General features: G+C 64.3%; 19 protein-coding genes. 15 read left to right on the top strand and 4 right to left on the bottom strand.

Translation table 11 applies throughout. From position 1 onward, the window contains the following. Window positions 1-2 precede the first annotated feature (2 nt). From ccoO to ccoS, 7 genes are all read left to right on the top strand, one after another. Complete coding sequence (gene ccoO / locus PVW51_RS06205) at window positions 3-728, top strand: cytochrome-c oxidase, cbb3-type subunit II (protein ID WP_269361532.1); 726 nt, start codon at window positions 3-5, stop codon at window positions 726-728. A gap of 11 nt (window positions 729-739) precedes the next feature. Continuing rightward, complete coding sequence (locus tag PVW51_RS06200) at window positions 740-976, top strand: cbb3-type cytochrome c oxidase subunit 3 (RefSeq protein WP_269361530.1); 237 nt, start codon at window positions 740-742, stop codon at window positions 974-976. Beyond that, window positions 969-1832, top strand: coding sequence for a cytochrome-c oxidase, cbb3-type subunit III (gene ccoP / locus PVW51_RS06195; RefSeq protein ID WP_274574002.1), 864 nt, complete (start codon window positions 969-971; stop codon window positions 1830-1832). Before PVW51_RS06200 ends, ccoP begins: the two co-directional genes overlap by 8 nt. A 545-nt stretch (window positions 1833-2377) precedes the next feature. Next, window positions 2378-3925 (top strand): cytochrome c oxidase accessory protein CcoG, encoded by a 1548-nt coding sequence (gene ccoG / locus PVW51_RS06190; protein WP_274574001.1) that lies wholly within the window; start codon window positions 2378-2380, stop codon window positions 3923-3925. Further along, window positions 3922-4374: a FixH family protein gene (locus PVW51_RS06185; RefSeq protein WP_274574000.1), complete on the top strand. Its 453-nt coding sequence runs from the start codon at window positions 3922-3924 to the stop codon at window positions 4372-4374. Before ccoG ends, PVW51_RS06185 begins: the two co-directional genes overlap by 4 nt. Next, entirely contained in the window at window positions 4371-6488 is a 2118-nt protein-coding gene (locus PVW51_RS06180; RefSeq protein WP_274573999.1) for a heavy metal translocating P-type ATPase, read from the top strand. The genes PVW51_RS06185 and PVW51_RS06180 overlap by 4 nt, the downstream gene beginning before the upstream one ends. Then, window positions 6485-6625 carry a cbb3-type cytochrome oxidase assembly protein CcoS gene (gene ccoS / locus PVW51_RS06175; protein ID WP_114274894.1) on the top strand — a complete coding sequence of 47 codons (141 nt, stop codon included), beginning with the start codon at window positions 6485-6487 and terminating at the stop codon, window positions 6623-6625. The genes PVW51_RS06180 and ccoS overlap by 4 nt, the downstream gene beginning before the upstream one ends. A 339-nt stretch (window positions 6626-6964) precedes the next feature. On the opposite strand, the gene PVW51_RS06170 is transcribed toward ccoS, so the two are convergent. Continuing rightward, window positions 6965-7837, bottom strand: a complete 873-nt coding sequence (locus PVW51_RS06170) for a MurR/RpiR family transcriptional regulator (protein WP_269361521.1) — start codon at window positions 7835-7837, stop codon at window positions 6965-6967. A gap of 117 nt (window positions 7838-7954) precedes the next feature. Here PVW51_RS06170 and PVW51_RS06165 point away from each other — a divergent pair, with 117 nt between their 5' ends. From PVW51_RS06165 to PVW51_RS06135, 7 genes are read left to right on the top strand one after another with little or no spacing between them, the layout of a single operon-like run. Continuing rightward, the gene (locus tag PVW51_RS06165) at window positions 7955-8728 is read left to right on the top strand and encodes an N-formylglutamate amidohydrolase (protein ID WP_274573993.1); all 774 of its coding nucleotides are present in this window, start codon (window positions 7955-7957) and stop codon (window positions 8726-8728) included. Continuing rightward, complete coding sequence (locus PVW51_RS06160) at window positions 8716-9285, top strand: TRAP transporter small permease subunit (RefSeq protein ID WP_269361518.1); 570 nt, start codon at window positions 8716-8718, stop codon at window positions 9283-9285. The genes PVW51_RS06165 and PVW51_RS06160 overlap by 13 nt, the downstream gene beginning before the upstream one ends. Then, window positions 9285-10613, top strand: a complete 1329-nt coding sequence (locus tag PVW51_RS06155; RefSeq protein WP_114275329.1) for a TRAP transporter large permease — start codon at window positions 9285-9287, stop codon at window positions 10611-10613. The genes PVW51_RS06160 and PVW51_RS06155 overlap by 1 nt, the downstream gene beginning before the upstream one ends. A 46-nt stretch (window positions 10614-10659) precedes the next feature. Further along, entirely contained in the window at window positions 10660-11697 is a 1038-nt protein-coding gene (locus tag PVW51_RS06150; RefSeq protein WP_269361517.1) for a TRAP transporter substrate-binding protein, read from the top strand. A gap of 59 nt (window positions 11698-11756) precedes the next feature. Continuing rightward, the gene (locus PVW51_RS06145; protein ID WP_274573992.1) at window positions 11757-13118 is read left to right on the top strand and encodes a glutamine synthetase family protein; all 1362 of its coding nucleotides are present in this window, start codon (window positions 11757-11759) and stop codon (window positions 13116-13118) included. 1 nt (window position 13119) lies between these two features. Continuing rightward, a complete protein-coding gene (locus PVW51_RS06140; RefSeq protein WP_274573991.1) occupies window positions 13120-14490 on the top strand; it encodes an aldehyde dehydrogenase family protein in 1371 nt (456 codons plus the stop codon). Window positions 14491-14493: 3 nt separating this feature from the next. Further along, complete coding sequence (locus PVW51_RS06135; protein ID WP_274573989.1) at window positions 14494-15639, top strand: iron-containing alcohol dehydrogenase; 1146 nt, start codon at window positions 14494-14496, stop codon at window positions 15637-15639. A gap of 228 nt (window positions 15640-15867) precedes the next feature. Here the strand turns inward: PVW51_RS06135 and PVW51_RS06130 are convergent, their stop codons facing one another. Both PVW51_RS06130 and PVW51_RS06125 read right to left on the bottom strand, forming a co-directional pair. Then, window positions 15868-16338 (bottom strand): MaoC family dehydratase, encoded by a 471-nt coding sequence (locus PVW51_RS06130; protein ID WP_114275324.1) that lies wholly within the window; start codon window positions 16336-16338, stop codon window positions 15868-15870. 13 nt (window positions 16339-16351) lie between these two features. Further along, window positions 16352-17356 (bottom strand): NADP-dependent oxidoreductase, encoded by a 1005-nt coding sequence (locus PVW51_RS06125; protein ID WP_269361509.1) that lies wholly within the window; start codon window positions 17354-17356, stop codon window positions 16352-16354. A 40-nt stretch (window positions 17357-17396) separates the two neighbouring features. Here PVW51_RS06125 and PVW51_RS06120 point away from each other — a divergent pair, with 40 nt between their 5' ends. Further along, window positions 17397-18050: a histidine phosphatase family protein gene (locus PVW51_RS06120; RefSeq protein WP_274573988.1), complete on the top strand. Its 654-nt coding sequence runs from the start codon at window positions 17397-17399 to the stop codon at window positions 18048-18050. A gap of 53 nt (window positions 18051-18103) precedes the next feature. Here PVW51_RS06120 and PVW51_RS06115 read toward each other — a convergent pair whose 3' ends face one another. Next, window positions 18104-19099: an NADPH:quinone oxidoreductase family protein gene (locus PVW51_RS06115; RefSeq protein ID WP_274573987.1), complete on the bottom strand. Its 996-nt coding sequence runs from the start codon at window positions 19097-19099 to the stop codon at window positions 18104-18106. Window positions 19100-19175 lie beyond the last annotated feature (76 nt).

The raw sequence follows: 19175 nt of genomic DNA, 5'->3' as shown, positions 1-19175 counted from the left end.
CCATGGCCATTCTTGACAAACACGCCATCCTTGAGAAAAGCCCGACGCTGCTTTTGACCTTTTCGCTGCTGGTGGTCACCGTCGGCGGGATCGTGGAAATCGCACCGCTGTTCTGGCTGGAGAACACGATCGAAAAGGTCGAGGGCGTGCGCCCCTACAGCCCGCTGGAACTGACCGGGCGCGACATCTATGTGCGCGAGGGCTGCTATGTCTGCCACAGCCAGATGATCCGCCCGATGCGCGACGAGGTGGAGCGCTATGGGCATTATTCGCTGGCGGCGGAATCGATGTATGACCACCCGTTCCAATGGGGGTCCAAACGCACCGGGCCTGATCTGGCGCGGGTTGGCGGGCGGTATTCCGATGCCTGGCATGTGGATCACCTGATGGACCCGCAATCCGTGGTGCCCGAAAGCATCATGCCGAAATACGCCTTTCTTGCCGACAAGCGGATCGAGGCCGACCATATCGAAGATCTGCTGTCCACGCACCGCATGGTGGGTGTGCCCTATACCGACGCGCAGATCACCTCGGCCCGGGCGGATTTCCGGGTGCAGGCCGATCCCGAAGGCGACTGGGACGGGCTGGTGGAACGCTATCCCGGCGCGGCGGTGGGCAATTTCGACGGCCAGCCCGGGCTGACCGAGATGGACGCGCTGATCGCCTATCTGCAGGTCATGGGCACCATGGTCGATTTCTCGACCTTCACCCCGGATGAAACCCGCTAGGAGGCACCGACATGGATACCTATTCCCTTCTTCGCCAGATCGCCGACAGCTGGGTCCTGCTGGCCATGTTCGGCTTCTTCATGGGCACCGCCATCTGGGCCTTTTTGCCAAGCCAGAGCCGCGCCCGGCAGGATGCCGCGATGATCCCCTTCCGCGACGACGACGCCAAGGCGCCCTGCAAGGGCACCTGCGCCACCTGCGCCTGCGCGCCGTCCCGTTACACTTTCGAGGACAAGCACAATGTCTGACCGCAAGATCGACGATACCACCGGGGTGGAAACCACGGGCCACAGCTGGGACGGCATCGAGGAGCTGAACAACCCGCTGCCGCGCTGGTGGCTCTGGACGCTCTATGCCACGATCATCTGGGGGGTGGGCTATACCATCGCCTATCCCGCCTGGCCGATGATCTCGGGCGCGACCTCGGGGCTGCTGGGCTATTCCACGCGCGCCGAGGTTGCCGCCGACATCGCGGCGCATGAGGCGAAGAACTCCGAGCTGGCGGCGGCGCTTGAGGCGGCGGATCTGACCGCGCTTGACGATGCCGAGGGGCTGCGGCGCTATGCCACCGCGCGGGGCGGTTCCGTGTTCCGCGCCCAGTGCAGCCAGTGCCACGGGGCTGGGGCAGCGGGGGCCAAGGGCTATCCCAACCTGCTGGATGACGACTGGCTCTGGGGTGGGGATATCGAAAACATCGCGACCACGGTGAACCACGGCATCCGCAACGAAACCGACCCGGATGCGCGTTATTCGCAGATGCCGGCCTTTGGCGACATATTGCCCAAGGCAGAGATCGCGGCGGTGGTGGAACATGTGGTCAGCCTGTCGTCGGATGACTATGACCGCGCGCTGGCCGAGAGCGGCAGCACCGTCTTTGCGGACAATTGCGCCGCCTGTCACGGCGACGGGGCAGAGGGCAACCGCGAGATGGGGGCGCCTGACCTGACGGATGCGATCTGGCTTTATGGCGGTGACCGCGACACGCTGACCGCCACGGTGCGCGATGCGCGTTTCGGGGTGATGCCCGCCTGGGGCCAGCGCCTGTCCGATGCGGATGTCCGCGCCGTTTCTGTCTACGTTCACAGCCTTGGAGGGGGCGAGTAGACAGACCCCGGCTGCCCAAGGGCAGCCCGCCCCGAAGCGGCCCTGTTCGCAAACCGTCGCCGCTTCGGGTGCTGTCAGTTGCAATGCAAAACCGACTTTTGCGTCACGTCGCCGACCCGGATCGCGGCGCTGCGTCCGAAGGACGTGCAGTAGATCCGCGGTCATTCGTGAAAAATGCAGCGAAGGTCGGGAACGAGCCCAAAGTGACTTAACCACACAGGGCAGCGCCTGGCCGCGGGTGGGCAGCGGAACGTCCGTGGGTGCCACTTTATTTCTAATCTTTGGCGTGGGGATGATGAACCGCAATACGGTGAGAAAGCGCCCGCCCATGGGGCGGTCGGGCGCTGCCCGGCGGTGCTGCGCACCTTGACTCCGGGCTTTGGTGGACGGCAGCTTCGTCCCGCTGAGCAGACACCTGCGCACGCCGTGTCAAGGGTCCGGAAAGAATCGGAAATACGCGGCATTCGACAGGTGCTGTCTTGATCCAGATCAAGGCGGCCTGATGCACCTGGCCCTAGACAGGTCTTGCGAACAGGAATCTTGAAATGACCACTCCCAGTCTCTATGCGGCCCGCGAGCCGATCTTTCCCCGGCGTGTCACCGGGGCCTTCCGCCGTTTCAAATGGTGGATCATGTTCATCACCCTGGGCATCTATTACCTGACGCCCTGGATCCGCTGGGACCGGGGGCCGAACCTGCCGGATCAGGCGGTGCTGGTGGATATGGCGCACCGGCGCTTCTATTTCTTCTGGATCGAGATCTGGCCGCATGAGTTCTACTTTGTCGCGGGTCTGCTGATCATGGCGGGGCTGGGGCTGTTCCTGTTCACCTCGGCGCTGGGGCGGGTCTGGTGCGGCTATGCCTGCCCGCAGACGGTCTGGACCGATCTGTTCCTGGCTGTCGAACGCTGGATCGAAGGCGACCGCAACGCGCGGCTGCGCCTGCACAAGGCGAAATGGGACCTGCGCAAATCGCGGTTGCGGCTGACCAAATGGGCGGTCTGGCTGATGATCGCGGTGGCGACCGGCGGGGCCTGGGTGTTCTATTTCACCGATGCGCCGACACTGCTGCGCGACCTGGTGCAGTTTCAGGCCCATCCCGTGGCCTATGGCACCATCGCTGTGCTGACCGCGACCACCTTTGTCTTTGGCGGTTTCATGCGCGAGCAGGTCTGCATCTACATGTGCCCCTGGCCGCGCATCCAGGCCGCGATGATGGACCCGGATACGATCACCGTCGCCTATCGCGACTGGCGGGGCGAGCCGCGCGGCAAGGGCAACCTGCGCAAGCGCGACCGCGCCGCCGCCGAAAAGGCAGAGCGCGAGGTGCGGGCCGCGGGCCCGGGGGCGGCGCGCTATCCCGCGACACCCTATCCCAACCGGGCGCTGCAGGCGGGCGGACAACCCACAGCCACCGCGCCGGAGCAGGTGCATGGCGATTGCATCGACTGCATGGCCTGCGTGAACGTCTGCCCGATGGGGATCGACATCCGCAACGGTCAGCAGATGGAATGCATCACCTGCGCGCTTTGCATCGACGCCTGCGACGACGTGATGGCGCGCATCGGCAAGCCGCGCGGGCTGATCGACTACATGGCGCTGTCGGACGAGGCGGAGGAGCGCGCGGGTGCCGCGCCGAAACCGATCTGGCGCCATGTGCTGCGGCTTCGTACCCTGCTTTACACGGCGATCTGGCTGCTGATCGGCGCCGGGCTGGTCTATGCGCTGTTCATCCGGTCGGACATCGAACTGACAGTCAGCCCGGTGCGCAACCCGACCTATGTGGTGCAATCGGACGGGTCGATCCGCAACATCTATGACGTGCGGCTGCGCAACAAGCTGGGCGAGGACCGCGTGTTTCACCTGAGCCTGACCAGCGCCGAGATCCTGCGGATCGAGCTGGAGGGCATGGCCAACCGGCTGAACGTGACCGTTCCCGCCGACACCACCGTGCTGCAAAGGGTCTATGTCACCGCGCGCCCGCAGGACCCTGCGGCCAGCGCCCATACCACCGATCTGCGCATCTGGGTCGAGGACATCGCCAGCGGGGACCGCGCCAGCCGCGCCACCAGTTTCAACGGGAGAGTACAATGATACGTGAAATCAAGGGATGGCATGTCTTTGCAGGCTTTTCGATGGCCTTTGGCGTGATCATTGCGGTCAACCTGACGCTGGCCTTCAAGGCCGTGCGGACCTTTCCGGGGCTGGAAGTGAAGAATTCCTATGTCGCCAGCCAGTCCTTCGACCGGGACAAGGCCGCACAGCTGGGGCTGGGCTGGGAGGTCTCTGCCACCTTGCGGGGCAATGAGCTTGAGCTGGTGATCCTGGAGGGGGGCAGGGCCATCGTCCCGCAGATCGAAAGCGCCACCTTCGGGCGGGCCACCAGCGTTGCGCAGGATCAGACACCGGAGTTCACCTTTGACGGCGCGGCCCTGCGCGCCAGCGTGCAGGGCGGGCGCGGCAACTGGAACCTGCGGCTGAAGGCGCGGGCCGAGGATGGCACGCTGTTCCAGCAGCGCATCATTGTGAGGCATCCGTCATGACCATGGCCTGTCCCGCCTGTGCGGCTGCGCCGCTGGCGCAGGATGTGGCCAGCGGCCCGGCGCTGCAATTCTCGCTGCCCGGCGTCCATTGCGCCGCCTGTATCGGCAAGATCGAACGGGGGCTGGCGGGTGTTCTGGGGGTGCAGGACGTGCGGGTGAACCTCTCGCTGAAGCGGCTTTCCGTGTCGGGGCAGGTGAACCCCGACCGGGTGCTGTCGGTGCTGGAGGATCTGGGCTACGAGGCCTATCCGCTGGATCTGGCCGCATTGGACCGCGCGCGCGACACCGAAGGGCGCGCCCTGCTGACGCGCATGGCGGTTGCGGGTTTTGCGATGATGAATGTCATGCTGCTGTCGGTGGCGGTCTGGTCCGGGGCCAGCGATGCCACCCGCGACCTGTTTCACCTGATCTCCGCGCTGATCGCCCTTCCGGTGGTGGCCTATTCCGGCCAGCCGTTCTTTATCAATGCCTGGGCGGCGCTGCGGGTGTGGCGGCTGAACATGGATGTGCCGATTTCACTGGCGATCCTGCTGGCGGCGGGCATGTCCCTGTTCGAGACCCTGCATGGCGGGGTGCATGCCTATTTCGATGCGGCGCTGTCGCTGACCTTTTTCCTGCTGATCGGGCGCTACATGGATCACCGCACGCGCAGCGCCGCGCGATCCGCCGCGCGGGAACTGACCGCGCTGGAGGTGCATACCGCCGACCGCGTGACCGCGCGCGGCCTGCAAACGGTGCCGCTGACGGCGCTGGCAGTGGATGATGTGATCGCCGTGCCCTGCGGGGCGCGGGTGCCGGTGGACGGGGTGCTGATAAGTGATGCGGCGCTGATGGACCGGTCGTTTCTGACCGGCGAAAGCGCTGCGGTGGCGGTGACGGCGGGGCAGGCCCTGCAGGCGGGTGAAATCAACCTTGCCGCGCCCCTGCGCCTGCGGGCCACGGCGGTGGGGGAAGATACCTCGCTGCGCCGCATGGCAGCGCTGGTCGAGACGGCAGAGAATGCGCGCAACAGCTATACCGCGCTGGCCGACCGCGCCGCGCAGGTCTATGCGCCTGCCGTGCATCTGCTGGCGCTGGCGGCCTTTCTGGGCTGGGCCATTGCGACCGGCGACATGCGCCATGCGCTGAATGTGGCGATTGCGGTACTGATCATCACCTGCCCCTGCGCGCTGGGCCTTGCGGTGCCCGCCGTTTCCACCGCCGCTGTCAGCCGCCTGTTCTCTGCCGGGTTTCTGGTGCGCAGCGCCACCGCGCTGGAGCGTCTGGCGGAAGTGACCCATGTGGTATTCGACAAGACCGGCACGCTGACCATGCCGGGCGTCGCGGTGCCGGAAGCGCTGGGCCCCGCCGACCGCGCCGTGGCAAAGGCGCTGGCCGAAGCCTCGCATCACCCCTTGTCGCGGGCATTGGTTGCCGCCCTGGGCGACACCGGGGTGGCGGCGGCAGAAGAGATCAGCGAGGTCGCGGCCCAGGGGGTGGAGCTGCGCCAGGGTGGCGAGATGATCCGCCTTGGGCGCGGTCCCTGGCTGGGCGCTGATTTTCCCGGTCTGGGCCTGCGCATCGGCACGGCGCAGGCGATTCCGCTGGAGGTGACGGATGGGTTGCGTCCGGGCGTGCGCGCGGCGCTGGCGGGGATCGATCTGCCCTGCGAGGTGCTGACCGGTGACGCCGAAGGTCCCGCAGCGCAGCTGGCGGCAAGGATCAACCTGCCGGTGACCGCCAATGCCCGGCCGAAAGACAAGCTGCGCCGCCTGAACACGCTGGCCGCGCGTGGCGAGAAGGTGCTGATGGTGGGCGACGGGCTGAACGATACGGCGGCGCTTGCCTCTGCCCATGCCTCCATCGCGCCGGCAAAGGCGCTGGACGCCTCGCGCAGTGCGGCGGATGTCGTGGTGCTGCGGGACAGTTTTGCCGATCTGCCCATGGTGCTGCGGGTGGCGCGGGCGACGGGCCGGCTGTCCCGCCAGAACTTTGCCATCGCGGCGGCCTATAATTTCATCGCGGTCCCGGTGGCGCTGGCGGGGTTTGCCACGCCGCTTGCCGCGGCGTTGGCGATGTCGCTGTCTTCCATCACGGTCCTGTTGAATTCGCAAAGGATGAGGAGCCTGAAATGAATGTTCTGGTGGTGCTGATCCCGGTGTCCCTGATCCTTGGCGGGGTGGGCCTTGCGGCGTTTCTGTGGACCGTGCGGTCGGACCAGTATGACGACGACAAGGGCAATGCCGCGCGTATCCTGCTGGACGACGAATAGAATGAACGGGTCCCGAACGCCGGGTGTCGCATGTCGCGCAACTGAGGCTCCTGGCGTGGTATGGGGCAAGGTCAGGTGAGCGGGACCTTTCTGTCGTTCGCAACGAAAGCCCAAGCCGCGCATTGACGGGCCGTGGTGCGGCGATGCGACCGTCGTGACTGGCACTTTATGGCAGCCAAGCACTTCCAAGTTATCCGTGGCACACGACAGCAGCCAAATCGCCGTGCCAGGGGACGGCCCGGCGATGCGCGGCGGCCTGCGGCCTTGATTCCGCGCTTGGGAAAGCGGAAAGGTCTCGTTCCGGACCGCCGTTGCAATTTTCACGACTGTCCACAGGCCCTAGGTAAATTTCCGAAACAGCTTGGTCTGGTCGAACATGTCCTCCAGCGCTTCCATCCGGGTCTTGGTCTTGTCCCAGTCGAGGTTCTGAACGGCGGAAATCATCGTTTCGGTCAAGAGCAGGGTGGTGGCGGCGGAATCCCAGGCCGAAGGCACGACGATCCGGCTGCTGAAGCTGATGTCGGCCAGCTCATGCACGGGAGAGCGCCACTGGTCGGTGAAGAGGATCACCCTGGCCCCCTGCGCATGGGCCATCTCGGCCAGTTTCAAAGTGTTATTCTCGTAGCGGCGCACGTCATAGATCACGAATACATCACCCGGCGCCACATCCAGCAGGTAATGCGGCCAGGTGTTGGAGGTGGACTGGATATGGGTGATCCGCGGGCGGATGACCTGCATGTGCAGGAACAGATATTCGGCCAGCGTATGGGTGACACGCCCGCCCACGATGTAAAGGTGACGTTTGGTGTCGCCCACCAGCGCGCAGGCGGCGTCAAAGGCCTTCGGGTCGATCTGGCCCAGCGTGTGGCGGATGTTGTCGATCACCGCGTCGGTGAAACGGTTCAGCATATGCCCCTCGGGCGCGCCGTCGGCCCAGGTGTCGTGTTTGGCAATCGGCCCCTTGACCTTGGCGCGCAGTTCCTCGCGCAGTTCGGCCTGGAATTCGGGGTATCCGCGGAAACCCAGCTTCTGCACCATCCGGGCCACTGTCGGCACGGAAACCTCGGCATCCTTGGCCAGCGCGGTCAGCGGGCCCAGCCCGGAGGCCGGGTAGTTTTCGAGAATCGAATGGGCCAGCTGGCGTTCGGCGCGGGTCAGCCCCTCCAGCTTTTGCTGGATGCGGTCGGATATGGTCAGGGGCGCTTCGGCCATCGTCGCTCCGGATTTGATCGGAAAATTATCAAAGCCTTCGTGCTTGTGATAAATTTTTCACAATTCTGTTGACATCCGCGCCGCTTGGCAAGCACTTTATCCCGAGACGGGGGTGCCATGGCTCAGACGACAGATCATGCAGCGGAAGAAAGCGTGGCGGAGGTGAACCCCTCTGGCACATCCTGTATTGTACTGGTCTGCGAACATGCCAGCCACCTGATCCCCGATGAATTTGACGAGCTAGGGATGGCTGAGCGCGACCGGACCAGCCATGCGGCCTGGGACCCGGGTGCATTGGCGGTGGCGGAGCATCTGTCGACCCGGCTGGATGCCGTCCTGATCGCCGGCACCGTGTCGCGGCTGGTCTATGATCTGAACCGCCCGCCGGAAGCGCCGGGCGCAATGCCCGCGCAGAGCGAGCTGATCGTGGTGCCGGGCAACCGGGATCTGTCCGATGCCGCGCGTGCGGAGCGGGTGGCGCGCTATTACAGGCCGTTTCACGATTGCATCAGCCGGAAGATGGCGCGGATTGCCGAGCCGATCCTGATCACGATCCACAGTTTCACCCCGGTTTTCCATGGCCAGCGGCGCAGTGTCGAAATCGGCGTCTTGCATGACGAGGACAGCCGTCTGGCCGATGCGCTGCTGGCATGTGCCGGGGCGCATACCGGGGCGCGGGTGGCGCGCAATGCGCCCTATGGGCCGCAAGACGGCGTGACCCATACCTTGCAGTTGCACGGTCAGGGCCATCTGAACGTGATGCTGGAGGTGCGCAACGACCTGATTGCGACGGCAGAGGCACAGCGCCGGACGGCCGAGATGATCGCGGGCTGGCTGGCGGATGCCTGTACGCGGCTGGGCAGGGGAGGACGTGTTTCATGCGTGGCGTGATGCGCGGATATATTCGGGTGGCCGATGCGGTGAACTACCGTCTGGGCCGCATCGCGATGTACGGGATCTTTGCGCTGATGGGGGTGCTTTTGTGGTCCTCGATCAGCAAGACCTTCTTTGTGCCGACCCTGTGGACGCTGGAAATGGCCCAGTTCGTCATGGTGGGCTATTATATTCTGGGCGGGCCCTATGCGCTGCAGCTCGGCTCCAACGTGCGGATGGACCTGCTTTATGGAAACTGGTCGGTCCGCCGCAAGGCCTGGTTCGACCTGTTCACGGTTGTGCTGCTGATCTTCTATCTTTGCGTGCTGCTTTACGGGGCGATCAGCTCCACCGCCTATTCGCTGGGCTATTGGCAGGACGCGCCGATCTCTTATCTTTTCGGCGTCCTGACCGGCAGCGAAGAGATCGGGCGGCTTGAGCAATCATCCTCCGCCTGGCGGCCCTACATGTGGCCGATCAAGGTGGTGATGATCGTGGGGTTCTGCCTGATGATCGTGCAATGCCTCTCTGAATTCTGCAAAGACGTGCTGCGTCTGAAGGGTGAAACGATCTGATGTCATATGAGTTGATCGCCACCCTGATGTTTTCCACCATGATGCTGATGCTCCTGACCGGGCAGCGGGTGTTCGGGGCCATCGGTTTTGTCGCCGTGGTGGCCGCGCTGCTGCTTTGGGGCGACCAGGGCGGGTTCGACATCGGGTTCTCCGCTGCGATGAAGCTGATGAAATGGTATCCGCTGCTGACCCTGCCGATGTTCATCTTCATGGGCTATGTGCTGTCGGAATCGAAAATCGCCGATGATCTGTACAAGATGTTCCATGTCTGGATGGGCGGGCTGCGCGGCGGGTTGGCCATCGGCACCATCGGGCTGATGGTGCTGATTTCCGCGATGAACGGGCTGAGCGTGGCGGGCATGGCCATTGGCGCCACCATCGCGCTGCCGGAACTGCTCAAGCGGGGCTATGACAAACGCATGGTGACCGGGGTGATCCAGGCGGGATCGAGCCTTGGCATCCTGGTGCCGCCCTCGGTGGTGCTGGTGCTCTACGCGATGATCGCGCGGCAGCCGGTGGGGCAGCTTTGGCTGGCGGGTGTGGTGCCGGGGCTGATGATGGCGGGGCTTTTCATCGCCTATATCGCGATTCGCTGCCGGTTCAATCCCGTGCTTGGTCCGGTCCTTGACGCCGAGGAACGCGCCGCGATCCCGCGCAGTGAAAAGCTGCGGCTGCTGGGGGCGGGCATCCTGCCGCTGGTGATCTTTGCCGTCATGATGGTGCCCTTCGTGCGCGGCTGGACCTCATTGGTGGAAAGTTCGGCCATCGGGGCGATTGCGGCCTTTCTGGCTGCCGTGCTCAAGGGGCGGATGACGCGACAGGTCTTTGAGAACTCGGTGCGCAACACGCTGGGCATCACCTGCATGTTCATGTGGATCATCCTTGCGGCGCTGGCCTTTGGCGCGGTGTTCGACGGGCTGGGCGCGGTCAAGGCGATCGAGAACCTGTTCACCGAGAAGCTGGGCCTGTCACCCTGGGTGATCCTGATCCTGATGCAGCTGAGCTTTATCCTGATGGGGACGTTTCTGGACGATACCGCGATGCTGGTGATCGTCGCCCCGCTTTATGTGCCGCTGGTGGGCGCGCTGGGTTTTGATCTGGTGTGGTACGGTATCCTTTACACGATCACCTGCCAGATCGCCTATATGACGCCGCCCTTCGGCTATAACCTGTTCCTGATGCGCGCCATGGCCCCGCCGGAGATTTCGCTGCGCGACATCTATGCCTCGATCACGCCTTTCGTGCTGGTGATGGCCGGGGCGCTGGCGCTGGTGATGATCTTCCCGCAACTGGCGCTGTGGCTGCCCGACCTCGTTTACGGAAAATAACCCCAAGAACTCCGCCAACGGAGCCTCATTCAACAAGGAGAAAGACATGACCACGAGACGTAATTTCATCAAACACGCTGGCCTTGCCGGCGCCGCCACGCTGGCTGCGCCCTCCATCGCCCGTGCCCAGGAAGCGATCAAGTGGCGCTTCCAGACCTATGCCGGTTCGGCGCTGGGTGAACATGTGACCAAACCGGTCATCGACTATATCAACACCGCCGCAAACGGCGAGCTTGAGATCGAATTGTTCTATGCGGATCAGATCGTGCCGACGGGCGAGCTGTTCCAGGCGCTGCAGCGCGGGACCATCGACGGGGTGCATTCGGACGACGATTCCATGGCCTCGCCCACGCCGCTGCAGCAGTTCGGCGGCTACTTTCCCTTTGCCACCAAGCATATCCTCGACGTGCCGGTGCTGTTCAACCAATACGGTCTGAAAGAGATCTGGGAAGAGGAATACGCCAAGGTCGGCGTCAAGTGGTTGTCGGCGGCAGGGCAGGACCCCTGCAACTTCAACACCAAGAAGGAAATCAAATCGGTTGCCGATCTTGACGGGCTGAAGCTTTATACCTTCCCGACGGCGGGCCGCTTCCTGTCGAAGTTCGGTGTTGTGCCGGTCAACATTCCTTACGAGGATGCCGAAGTCGCGGTGCAGACCGGTGAACTGGACGGCATGGCATGGTCGGGGATCACCGAGGATTATACTGTCGGCTGGGCGGATGTGACCGATTACTTCCTGACCAACAACATTTCCGGTGCCTGGATCGGGTCGTGGTTCGTGAACGAACAGCGCTGGGCCGATCTGCCGGAACACCTCAAGGCCATCGTCATGGCCGGGACCGAAGCGGGCCACACCTATCGCAACCAATGGTACTGGGGTGGTGAAGCGGCCCTGCGCGCCAAGGGGGAAAAGCTGGAACTGCGCACGGTGCCGGCAGCGGAATGGAACGAGGTCGAAGACGCGGCCAAGGCGTTCTGGGAAGAAGTGGCCCAGGAAGGCGAAGTGCACCAGAAGATCGTCAACATCTTCAAGGAGTACAACAGCGTCATCAACCAGGCCGGACCGCCCTATACCAACGGTTGAACCACGATCGGCGGGGGCGTTGTGGCGCCCCTGCCTGCCTTTTGCGAATGGAGAACGAGATGCCGGGCAACCTGAGTTTTGACGATCTGAAATCCCGCGTTGCGGCGGGCACCATCGACACCGTGCTGGTCTGCGCGGTGGACATGCAGGGCCGCCTGATGGGCAAGCGCTTCCATGCGGTGAATTTCGTCGAGACCTCTTTCAAGGAGACCCATTGCTGCAATTACCTGCTGGCCACGGATCTTGAGATGGCGACACCGGCCGGCTATGCCTCGACCTCCTGGGAAAAGGGCTATGGCGATTACGTGATGGCGCCGGACCTGAGTACGATCCGCCCGCTGCCCTGGCTGGAAGGCACGGCAATGGTGCTTTGCGATATTCTGGATCACCACCACAAACCGGTGCCCCATGACCCGCGCGGCATGTTGAAAAAGCAGATTGCGCGGCTGGCGGACCTGGGGTTCGAGGCGCAGATGGCCACCGAGCTGGAGTTCTTCCTGTTCGAGAAAACCCTGGATGAAATCCGCAAGGGCGGGTTCACGGATCTGACCCCGATCAGCGGCTATAACGAGGATTACCACATCTTCCAGACCTCCAAGGAGGAACATGTGATGCGCCCGGTGCGCAATCACCTCTTTGCCGCCGGTCTGCCGATTGAAAACACCAAGGGCGAGGCCGAGGCAGGGCAGGAGGAGCTGAACATCCGCTATGCCCCGGCGCTCGATTGTGCCGATCACCACACCATTGCGAAACACGCGGTCAAGGAGATTGCCTGGCAGCAGGGCCATGCGGCGAGTTTCCTGCCGAAATGGCACCCGGACCGGGTGGGCTCCTCCAGCCATGTGCACCAGTCGCTGTGGAAAGACGGCAAGCCCGTGTTCTTTGACCCGGAGGCCGATCTGGGCATGTCCGATCTGATGCGCCACTATATGGCGGGGCTGATTGCCTATGCGCCGGAGTATACGTTCTTCCTCGCGCCTTATGTGAACAGCTACAAACGCTTTGCCAAGGGCACCTTCGCGCCGACAAAAACCGTCTGGTCCGTGGACAACCGCACCGCCGGGTTCCGCCTGTGTGGCGAGGGGACAAAGGGGGTGCGCGTGGAATGCCGCGTGGGCGGGTCCGACCTCAACCCCTATCTGGCACAGGCCGCGATGCTGGCCGCCGGGATCAAGGGGATCGAGGAGAAGATGGCGCTTGCCCCGCCCACCAGGGGTGATGTCTATGAGGATTCCAAGGCGGCGGATATTCCGCAGACCCTGCGGGCGGCGACGGAAACCCTGCGCAATTCGGCCTTCCTGCGCGAGGTGATGGGCGATGACGTGATTGACCATTACACCCGCTGCGCCGAATGGGAGCAGGAGGAATTTGACCGCGCGGTGACGGATTGGGAAATCGCACGCGGATTTGAAAGGGCCTGACATGATCACTTGTATTTCTCCCATCGACGGGTCGGTCTATGCCGAGCGGCCCACCCTGACGCTGGCCGAGGCGAAAGGCGCCGTGGCCCAGGCGCGGGCGGCCCAGGCCACCTGGGCGGCGCTGCCGCTGGAAGACCGGATCGCGCGGGTGCAGGCGGGTGTCGCCAATGTGGGCGCGATGAACGATGCCATCGTGCCGGAGCTGGCACATCAGATGGGCCGGCCGGTGCGCTATGGCGGCGAATTCGGCGGCTTCAACGAGCGCGCCACCTACATGGCCGGTATCGCCTCGGAGGCGCTGGCGGATATCGGGATCGAGGACAGCGACAGTTTCCGCCGGGTGATCAAACGGGTGCCGCATGGTCTGGTGCTGGTGATCGCACCCTGGAATTATCCTTATATGACCGCGATCAACACGGTCGCGCCTGCGCTGATCGCGGGCAATGCGGTGATGCTGAAACACGCCAGCCAGACCCCGCTGGTGGGCGAGCGACTGGCCGAAGCCTTCCACGCGGCAGGGGTGCCGGAGGCGGTGTTTCAGAATGTGTTCCTGGACCACCAGACCACCTCTGACCTGATTGCGGCGAAATCATTCGGCTTTGTGAATTTCACCGGCTCGGTCAGTGGCGGCCAGGCGATTGAACGCGCGGCGGCCGGGACCTTTACCGGTCTGGGGCTGGAACTGGGCGGCAAGGACCCCGGCTATGTCCGGGCGGATGCCAATGTCGGGGCGGCGGCGGAAACCCTGATCGACGGGGCCATGTTCAACGCCGGGCAATGCTGCTGCGGGATCGAGCGGATCTATGTGCACGAGGATGTCTATGACGCCTTTGTCGCCACGGCGGTGTCCATCGTCGAGGGCTACAAGCTGGGCAATCCGCTGGACCCGGAGACCACGCTGGGCCCGATGGCGCAGCCGCGGTTTGCCGACCTTGTGCGCGCCCAGACCGCAGAGGCGGTGGAAATGGGTGCCAAGGCGCTGATCGACCCTGCGCTCTTCCCCCAGGATGGCGGGGCCTATCTGATGCCGCAGATCCTGACCGATGTGACCCATGACATGCGGGTCATGCGCGAGGAAAGTTTTGGCCCCGTGGTGGGGATCATGCGGGTTTCCGACGACGATGCGGCGGTGGCGCTGATGAATGACAGCGACTATGGGCTGACCGCCTCGATCTGGACCGGCGACGCGGCGGCTGCCGAGGCGCTGGGCGACCGGATCGAAACCGGCACCGTTTTCCTGAACCGTGCCGATTACCTGGACCCGGCGCTGTGCTGGACCGGCTGCAAGGACACCGGACGCGGCGGGGGCCTGTCGGTGATCGGCTATCACAATCTTACACGTCCCAAATCATACCATCTCAAGAAAGCCTGACCCATGACGCTTACCGCCAACTGGTCCTATCCCACCGCTGTCCGCTTTGGTGCCGGACGTATCTCGGAAATTGCGGAGGCCTGCGCTGCCGCGGGCATCCGGAAGCCGCTGCTGGTCACCGACCGGGGGCTTGCCTCGATGGAGATCACCACGCGCACGCTGGACCTGCTGGAAGCGGCGGGTCTGGGCCGCGCGATCTTTGCCGAGGTGGACCCGAATCCCACCGACAGGAACGCCGAAGAAGGTGTCCGCGTCTACCGCGAGGGCGGGCATGACGGGGTGGTCGCCTTTGGCGGCGGCTCGGGGCTGGACCTGGGCAAGGTCATCGCCTTCATGGCGGGGCAAACGCGTCCGCTGATGGATTTCGAGGACATCGGCGACTGGTGGACACGGGCCGACGCGGAGGCGATTGCGCCCATCGTGGCGGTGCCCACCACCGCCGGGACCGGATCGGAAGTGGGCCGCGCCAGCGTTATCACCAAATCCGACACGGCGGAGAAAAAGATCATCTTTCACCCCAGGATGCTGCCGCGTGTCGTGATCTGCGACCCGGAGCTGACGGTGGGCATGCCGCCCTTCATCACCGCCGGGACCGGGCTGGATGCCTTTGCCCATTGTGTCGAGGCGTTTTCCTCGCCGCATTATCATCCGATGTCGCAGGGCATGGCGCTGGAAGGGATGCGGCTGGTCAAGGACTATCTGCCGCGTGCCTATGCGGATGGCAGCGATATCGAGGCGCGGGCGCAGATGATGGCGGCGGCGGCGATGGGGGCAACGGCCTTTCAGAAGGGGTTGGGGGCGATCCATGCGCTGTCGCATCCGATCGGGGCGATCTACCACACGCATCATGGCACCACGAATGCGGTCTGCATGCCCGCGGTGCTGCAGTTCAACCGGCCCGAGATCGAGGGCGTGATCGAACGCGCGGCGCGCTATCTGGGCATCGACGGGGGCTTTGACGGGTTCGCGGCCTTCGTCGACGCGTTGAATGCCTCGATGGGTATCCCGAAGTCGCTGAGCGAGATGGGGATCGAAAACCTGGACATGGACCGTGTCGTCAAGGGGGCGCTGGCCGACCCCAGCACGGGGGGCAATCCGGTGAAAATGACCGCAGAGAATACCCGGGCATTGTTGGAAAAGCTGCTCTGACAGGGTGATAGCGGGGCGTATGTGGCCGGGGTGCGCATGGCACCTCGGGACCCGGGTGCGCCGCGCGCGGGGGCCGCAATGCCTCTCGCGAAGACATGTCATATAAGACCTGTCAAATATGACATGTCATCTTTTGCGGGGGACTTGGCGCAAGGTGCCGCGGGATGCAGCCGTGGGGAGCCTGCGTCGCTTTGCTTGCAGGGTGCGGCACTGCAGGAGGGCGCTGCCTCAATCCTTGAACACCGCCAGCCCCAGCCATTCCGCGATCAGGGCGGGGGTTTCCTCGCCCTCGATCTCGACCGTCAGAAGGTTCTCGCGCATCATCTTTTCCTTGCCCCGCGCGCGCACGGCCTGGAGCGTAAAGCGCCCCCGCAGCCGCGATCCGGCCAGCACGGGTTTGAGAAACCGCAGCTTGTTCATGCCATAGTTCACGCCCATGACCTGCCCCGGCAGCATCGAAAAGCAATCATAGGCAAAGCGGCTGGCCAGCGACAGGGTCAGGAACCCATGCGCGATGGCGCCGCCAAAGGGCGTCTCGGCGGCGGCGCGTTCCGGGTCCACGTGAATCCACTGCATGTCATGGGTGGTTTCGGCGAATTGATCGATCATCGCCTGATCGACCAGAATCCAGTTCGACACACCAACTTCGGTGCCGATCAGTTTCTCGCTGGCCGCGAGGGCCTCTTGCATGGCGGACATCGTCCTTGCTCCTTCAGCTTGGGTCGGCGGCAACGCGCACCATGCGCTTGCCCTTGTTGTCACCGGCCAGCAGGCCGATCAGCGCCGCCGGTGCGTTTTCCAGCCCCTCGACGATATCCTCGGTGACCTTGATCTGTCCGCTGGCCACCCAATGCTGCAGGGCGCGCAGGCATTTGGCGTCGTTGCGGGCGAAATCCATCACGATGAACCCTTCCATCCGGAGCCGTTTCACCACAATCGCGCCGGGCAGGTTGCGCGGGCCGGAGGGGGCGTCGGTATCATACTGGCTGATCGCGCCGCAGCAGACAATACGGCCCTTTTCGTTCATGACATTCAGCGCGGATTCCAGGACCTTGCCACCCACATTGTCGAAATAGACATCCGCCCCGTCCGGGCAGGCCTCGGCCAGTGCCCGCGACAATCCGCCCTCGCGGTAGTCGACGCAGGCGTCAAAGCCCAGTTCCTCCTGCACCCATTTGCATTTCTCCGCGCCGCCGGCGATGCCGACCACGCGGCATCCCAGCGCCTTGGCGATCTGGCCCACATAGGCCCCCACCGATCCGGCAGCGGCAGAGACCAGCACGGTTTCGCCCGCCACCGGCTGACCGATGGAGATGAGCCCGTGATAGGCGGTCTTTCCCGCAATGCCATAGACCGACATCAGGTGCGAAAGCTGCGGCACCTTCGGCAGTTTCTGGGCCTTGTGCGCGGGCAGGGTGACATAGTCGGACCATGTCGCCTCCGCCGCCACAAGATCACCGACGGAGAGTTTGGGGCTGTTGGAGGCCATGACCTCGCAGATGGCATAGGTCGGCATGGCATCGCCCGCCTGCACGGCAGCGCGGTAGGTCGCGCCCTTCATCCAGGACCGGTTTGCCGCGTCGATGGACATCAGGATCACTCGCAGCAGCACCTCGCCCGCGCCGGGTTCGGGCATGGCGGTTTCCGTCATCCTGAAATGGTCGGGGGTCAGCGCATCGCTGGGCAGTTCGGCAATCACGATCTGGCGATTTGTCATGGGATATGTCCTATTGGGTTGAATTGAGAAGGAGTGAGGTATGAGCAATGAAGCGCGCCAGCACAGGTTCCAGCCCCCGTCGGGGGCCGCTGACCTGTTGCTGATCCGGCATGGGGAGACGCAGGCGGCGATCCGGGGGCAGGATTTCCCGATGGTGGACGGGCAGGGCGACCCGGCGCTGCGCCCCGAGGGCGAGGCGCAGGCGCAGGCCGTCGCGGCGCGGCTGAAGGATCAGCCGATCCGCGCGATCTATGTGACCACCATGCAGCGCACCCATCAGACGGCGGCCCCGCTGGCCGGGGCGCTGGGTCTGACGCCAAGGGTCGAGCCGGACCTGCGCGAAGTGCATCTGGGCGATTGGGACGGCGGCGAATACCGGTTCCGCGCCGCCGAAAATGATCCGGTCATCCTGCGCATGCGCGAATTGCAGGACTGGGGCGCGCTTCCGGGGGCGGAGCCGCGCGATGCCTTCTTCGGCCGCGTGCGGCGCGGGCTGACGCGGATTGCGGCGGCGCATCCTGACGAACTGGTGGCGGTCGTCGTGCACGGCGGTGTGATCGGCGCGGCGCTGGCCCTCGCCACTGAGTCCCGGCCCTTCGGCTTCACCGGGGCCGACAACGGCTCGATCAGCCGCCTCGTGGTGCAGGGGGACCAGATGATCCTGCGGGGTTTCAACGATGTGTCGCATCTCTGAACGGCGCTGAGTGACAAGATGCCCGGGGGGCGGCAGCGCCCGCCGGATCTTTCTCACGCCACCGTCACCACGACCTTGCCCAGCACCTTGCGGTCCTGCATCATTTCCAGCGCCTCTGCCGCCTTTTCGAGCGGGAAACGCGCGGAAATGCGCGGCTTGATCTGACCATCCGCATACATCCGGAACAGGTCCTGCATGTTCTCCGCATGGGCCATGGGTTCACGGGCGGTATGCGCGCCCCAGAAGACGCCGACAATCTGACAGCCCTTGAGCAGGGTCAGGTTCAGCGGCAGCTTGGGAATGCCCGCCGGGAAACCCACCACCAGAAACCGCCCCTTCCAGGCCAGCGCCCGCACGGCAGGTTCGGCATAATTGCCGCCCACGGCGTCATAGACGACATCGACACCGTCACCGCCTGCCAGTTTCTTGATCTGGCTGGAAAACTCCTTTTGCGCATCGCGGTCCAGCTCGCGCGGATAGATCAGTGTTTCGTCCGCGCCGAGGTCGCGGCAGAACAGCGCCTTTTCCTCGGAGGAGACGGCGGCGATCACCCGTGCGCCCGCCGCCTTGCCCAACTCGATTGCCGCCGCGCCGACGCCGCCTGCGGCACCGAGGATCAGCAGGGTTTCCCCCGGCTGGATTGCCGCGCGGTCCTTGAGCGCGTGATGCGATGTGCCATAGGTCAGCACCAGGCAGGAGGCTTCCTCGTAGGGCATGTCATCGGGGATCTTGATGACCTTGGTCACATCCGCCACCACATGGGTGGCAAAGCCGCCAAAGCCGGTCATCGCCAGCACCCGGTCGCCGAGGGCAAAGTCCGCCACGCCGTCACCGACGGCCTCGATCTCTCCCGCGACTTCGCCGCCCGGTGCAAAGGGGCGTGGCGGTTTCATCTGATACATGTCACGAATGATCAGCGTGTCGGGAAAGTTCAGCCCGGCGGCATGCACCCGCAGCCGCACCTGGCCCTTGCCGGGCTCGGGTGTGTCGATCTCTTTCAGGACCAGTGTTTCCGGTCCGCCCGGTGCTTCGCTCAGCATCGCTTTCATCTGTAATTCCTCCCGAATTCGGTTGCGCCTCAGTAGGGGACGCAGCGTCTCTTCTTGTCAATCCAATTTCGAAAGG

Source organism: Sulfitobacter sp. PR48, assembly GCF_028807335.1.
Classification (GTDB): Bacteria; Pseudomonadota; Alphaproteobacteria; order Rhodobacterales; family Rhodobacteraceae; genus Sulfitobacter.
The sequence above is the reverse complement of the archived record's forward strand: the minus strand, read 5'-3'. Positions and strand labels throughout refer to the sequence as shown.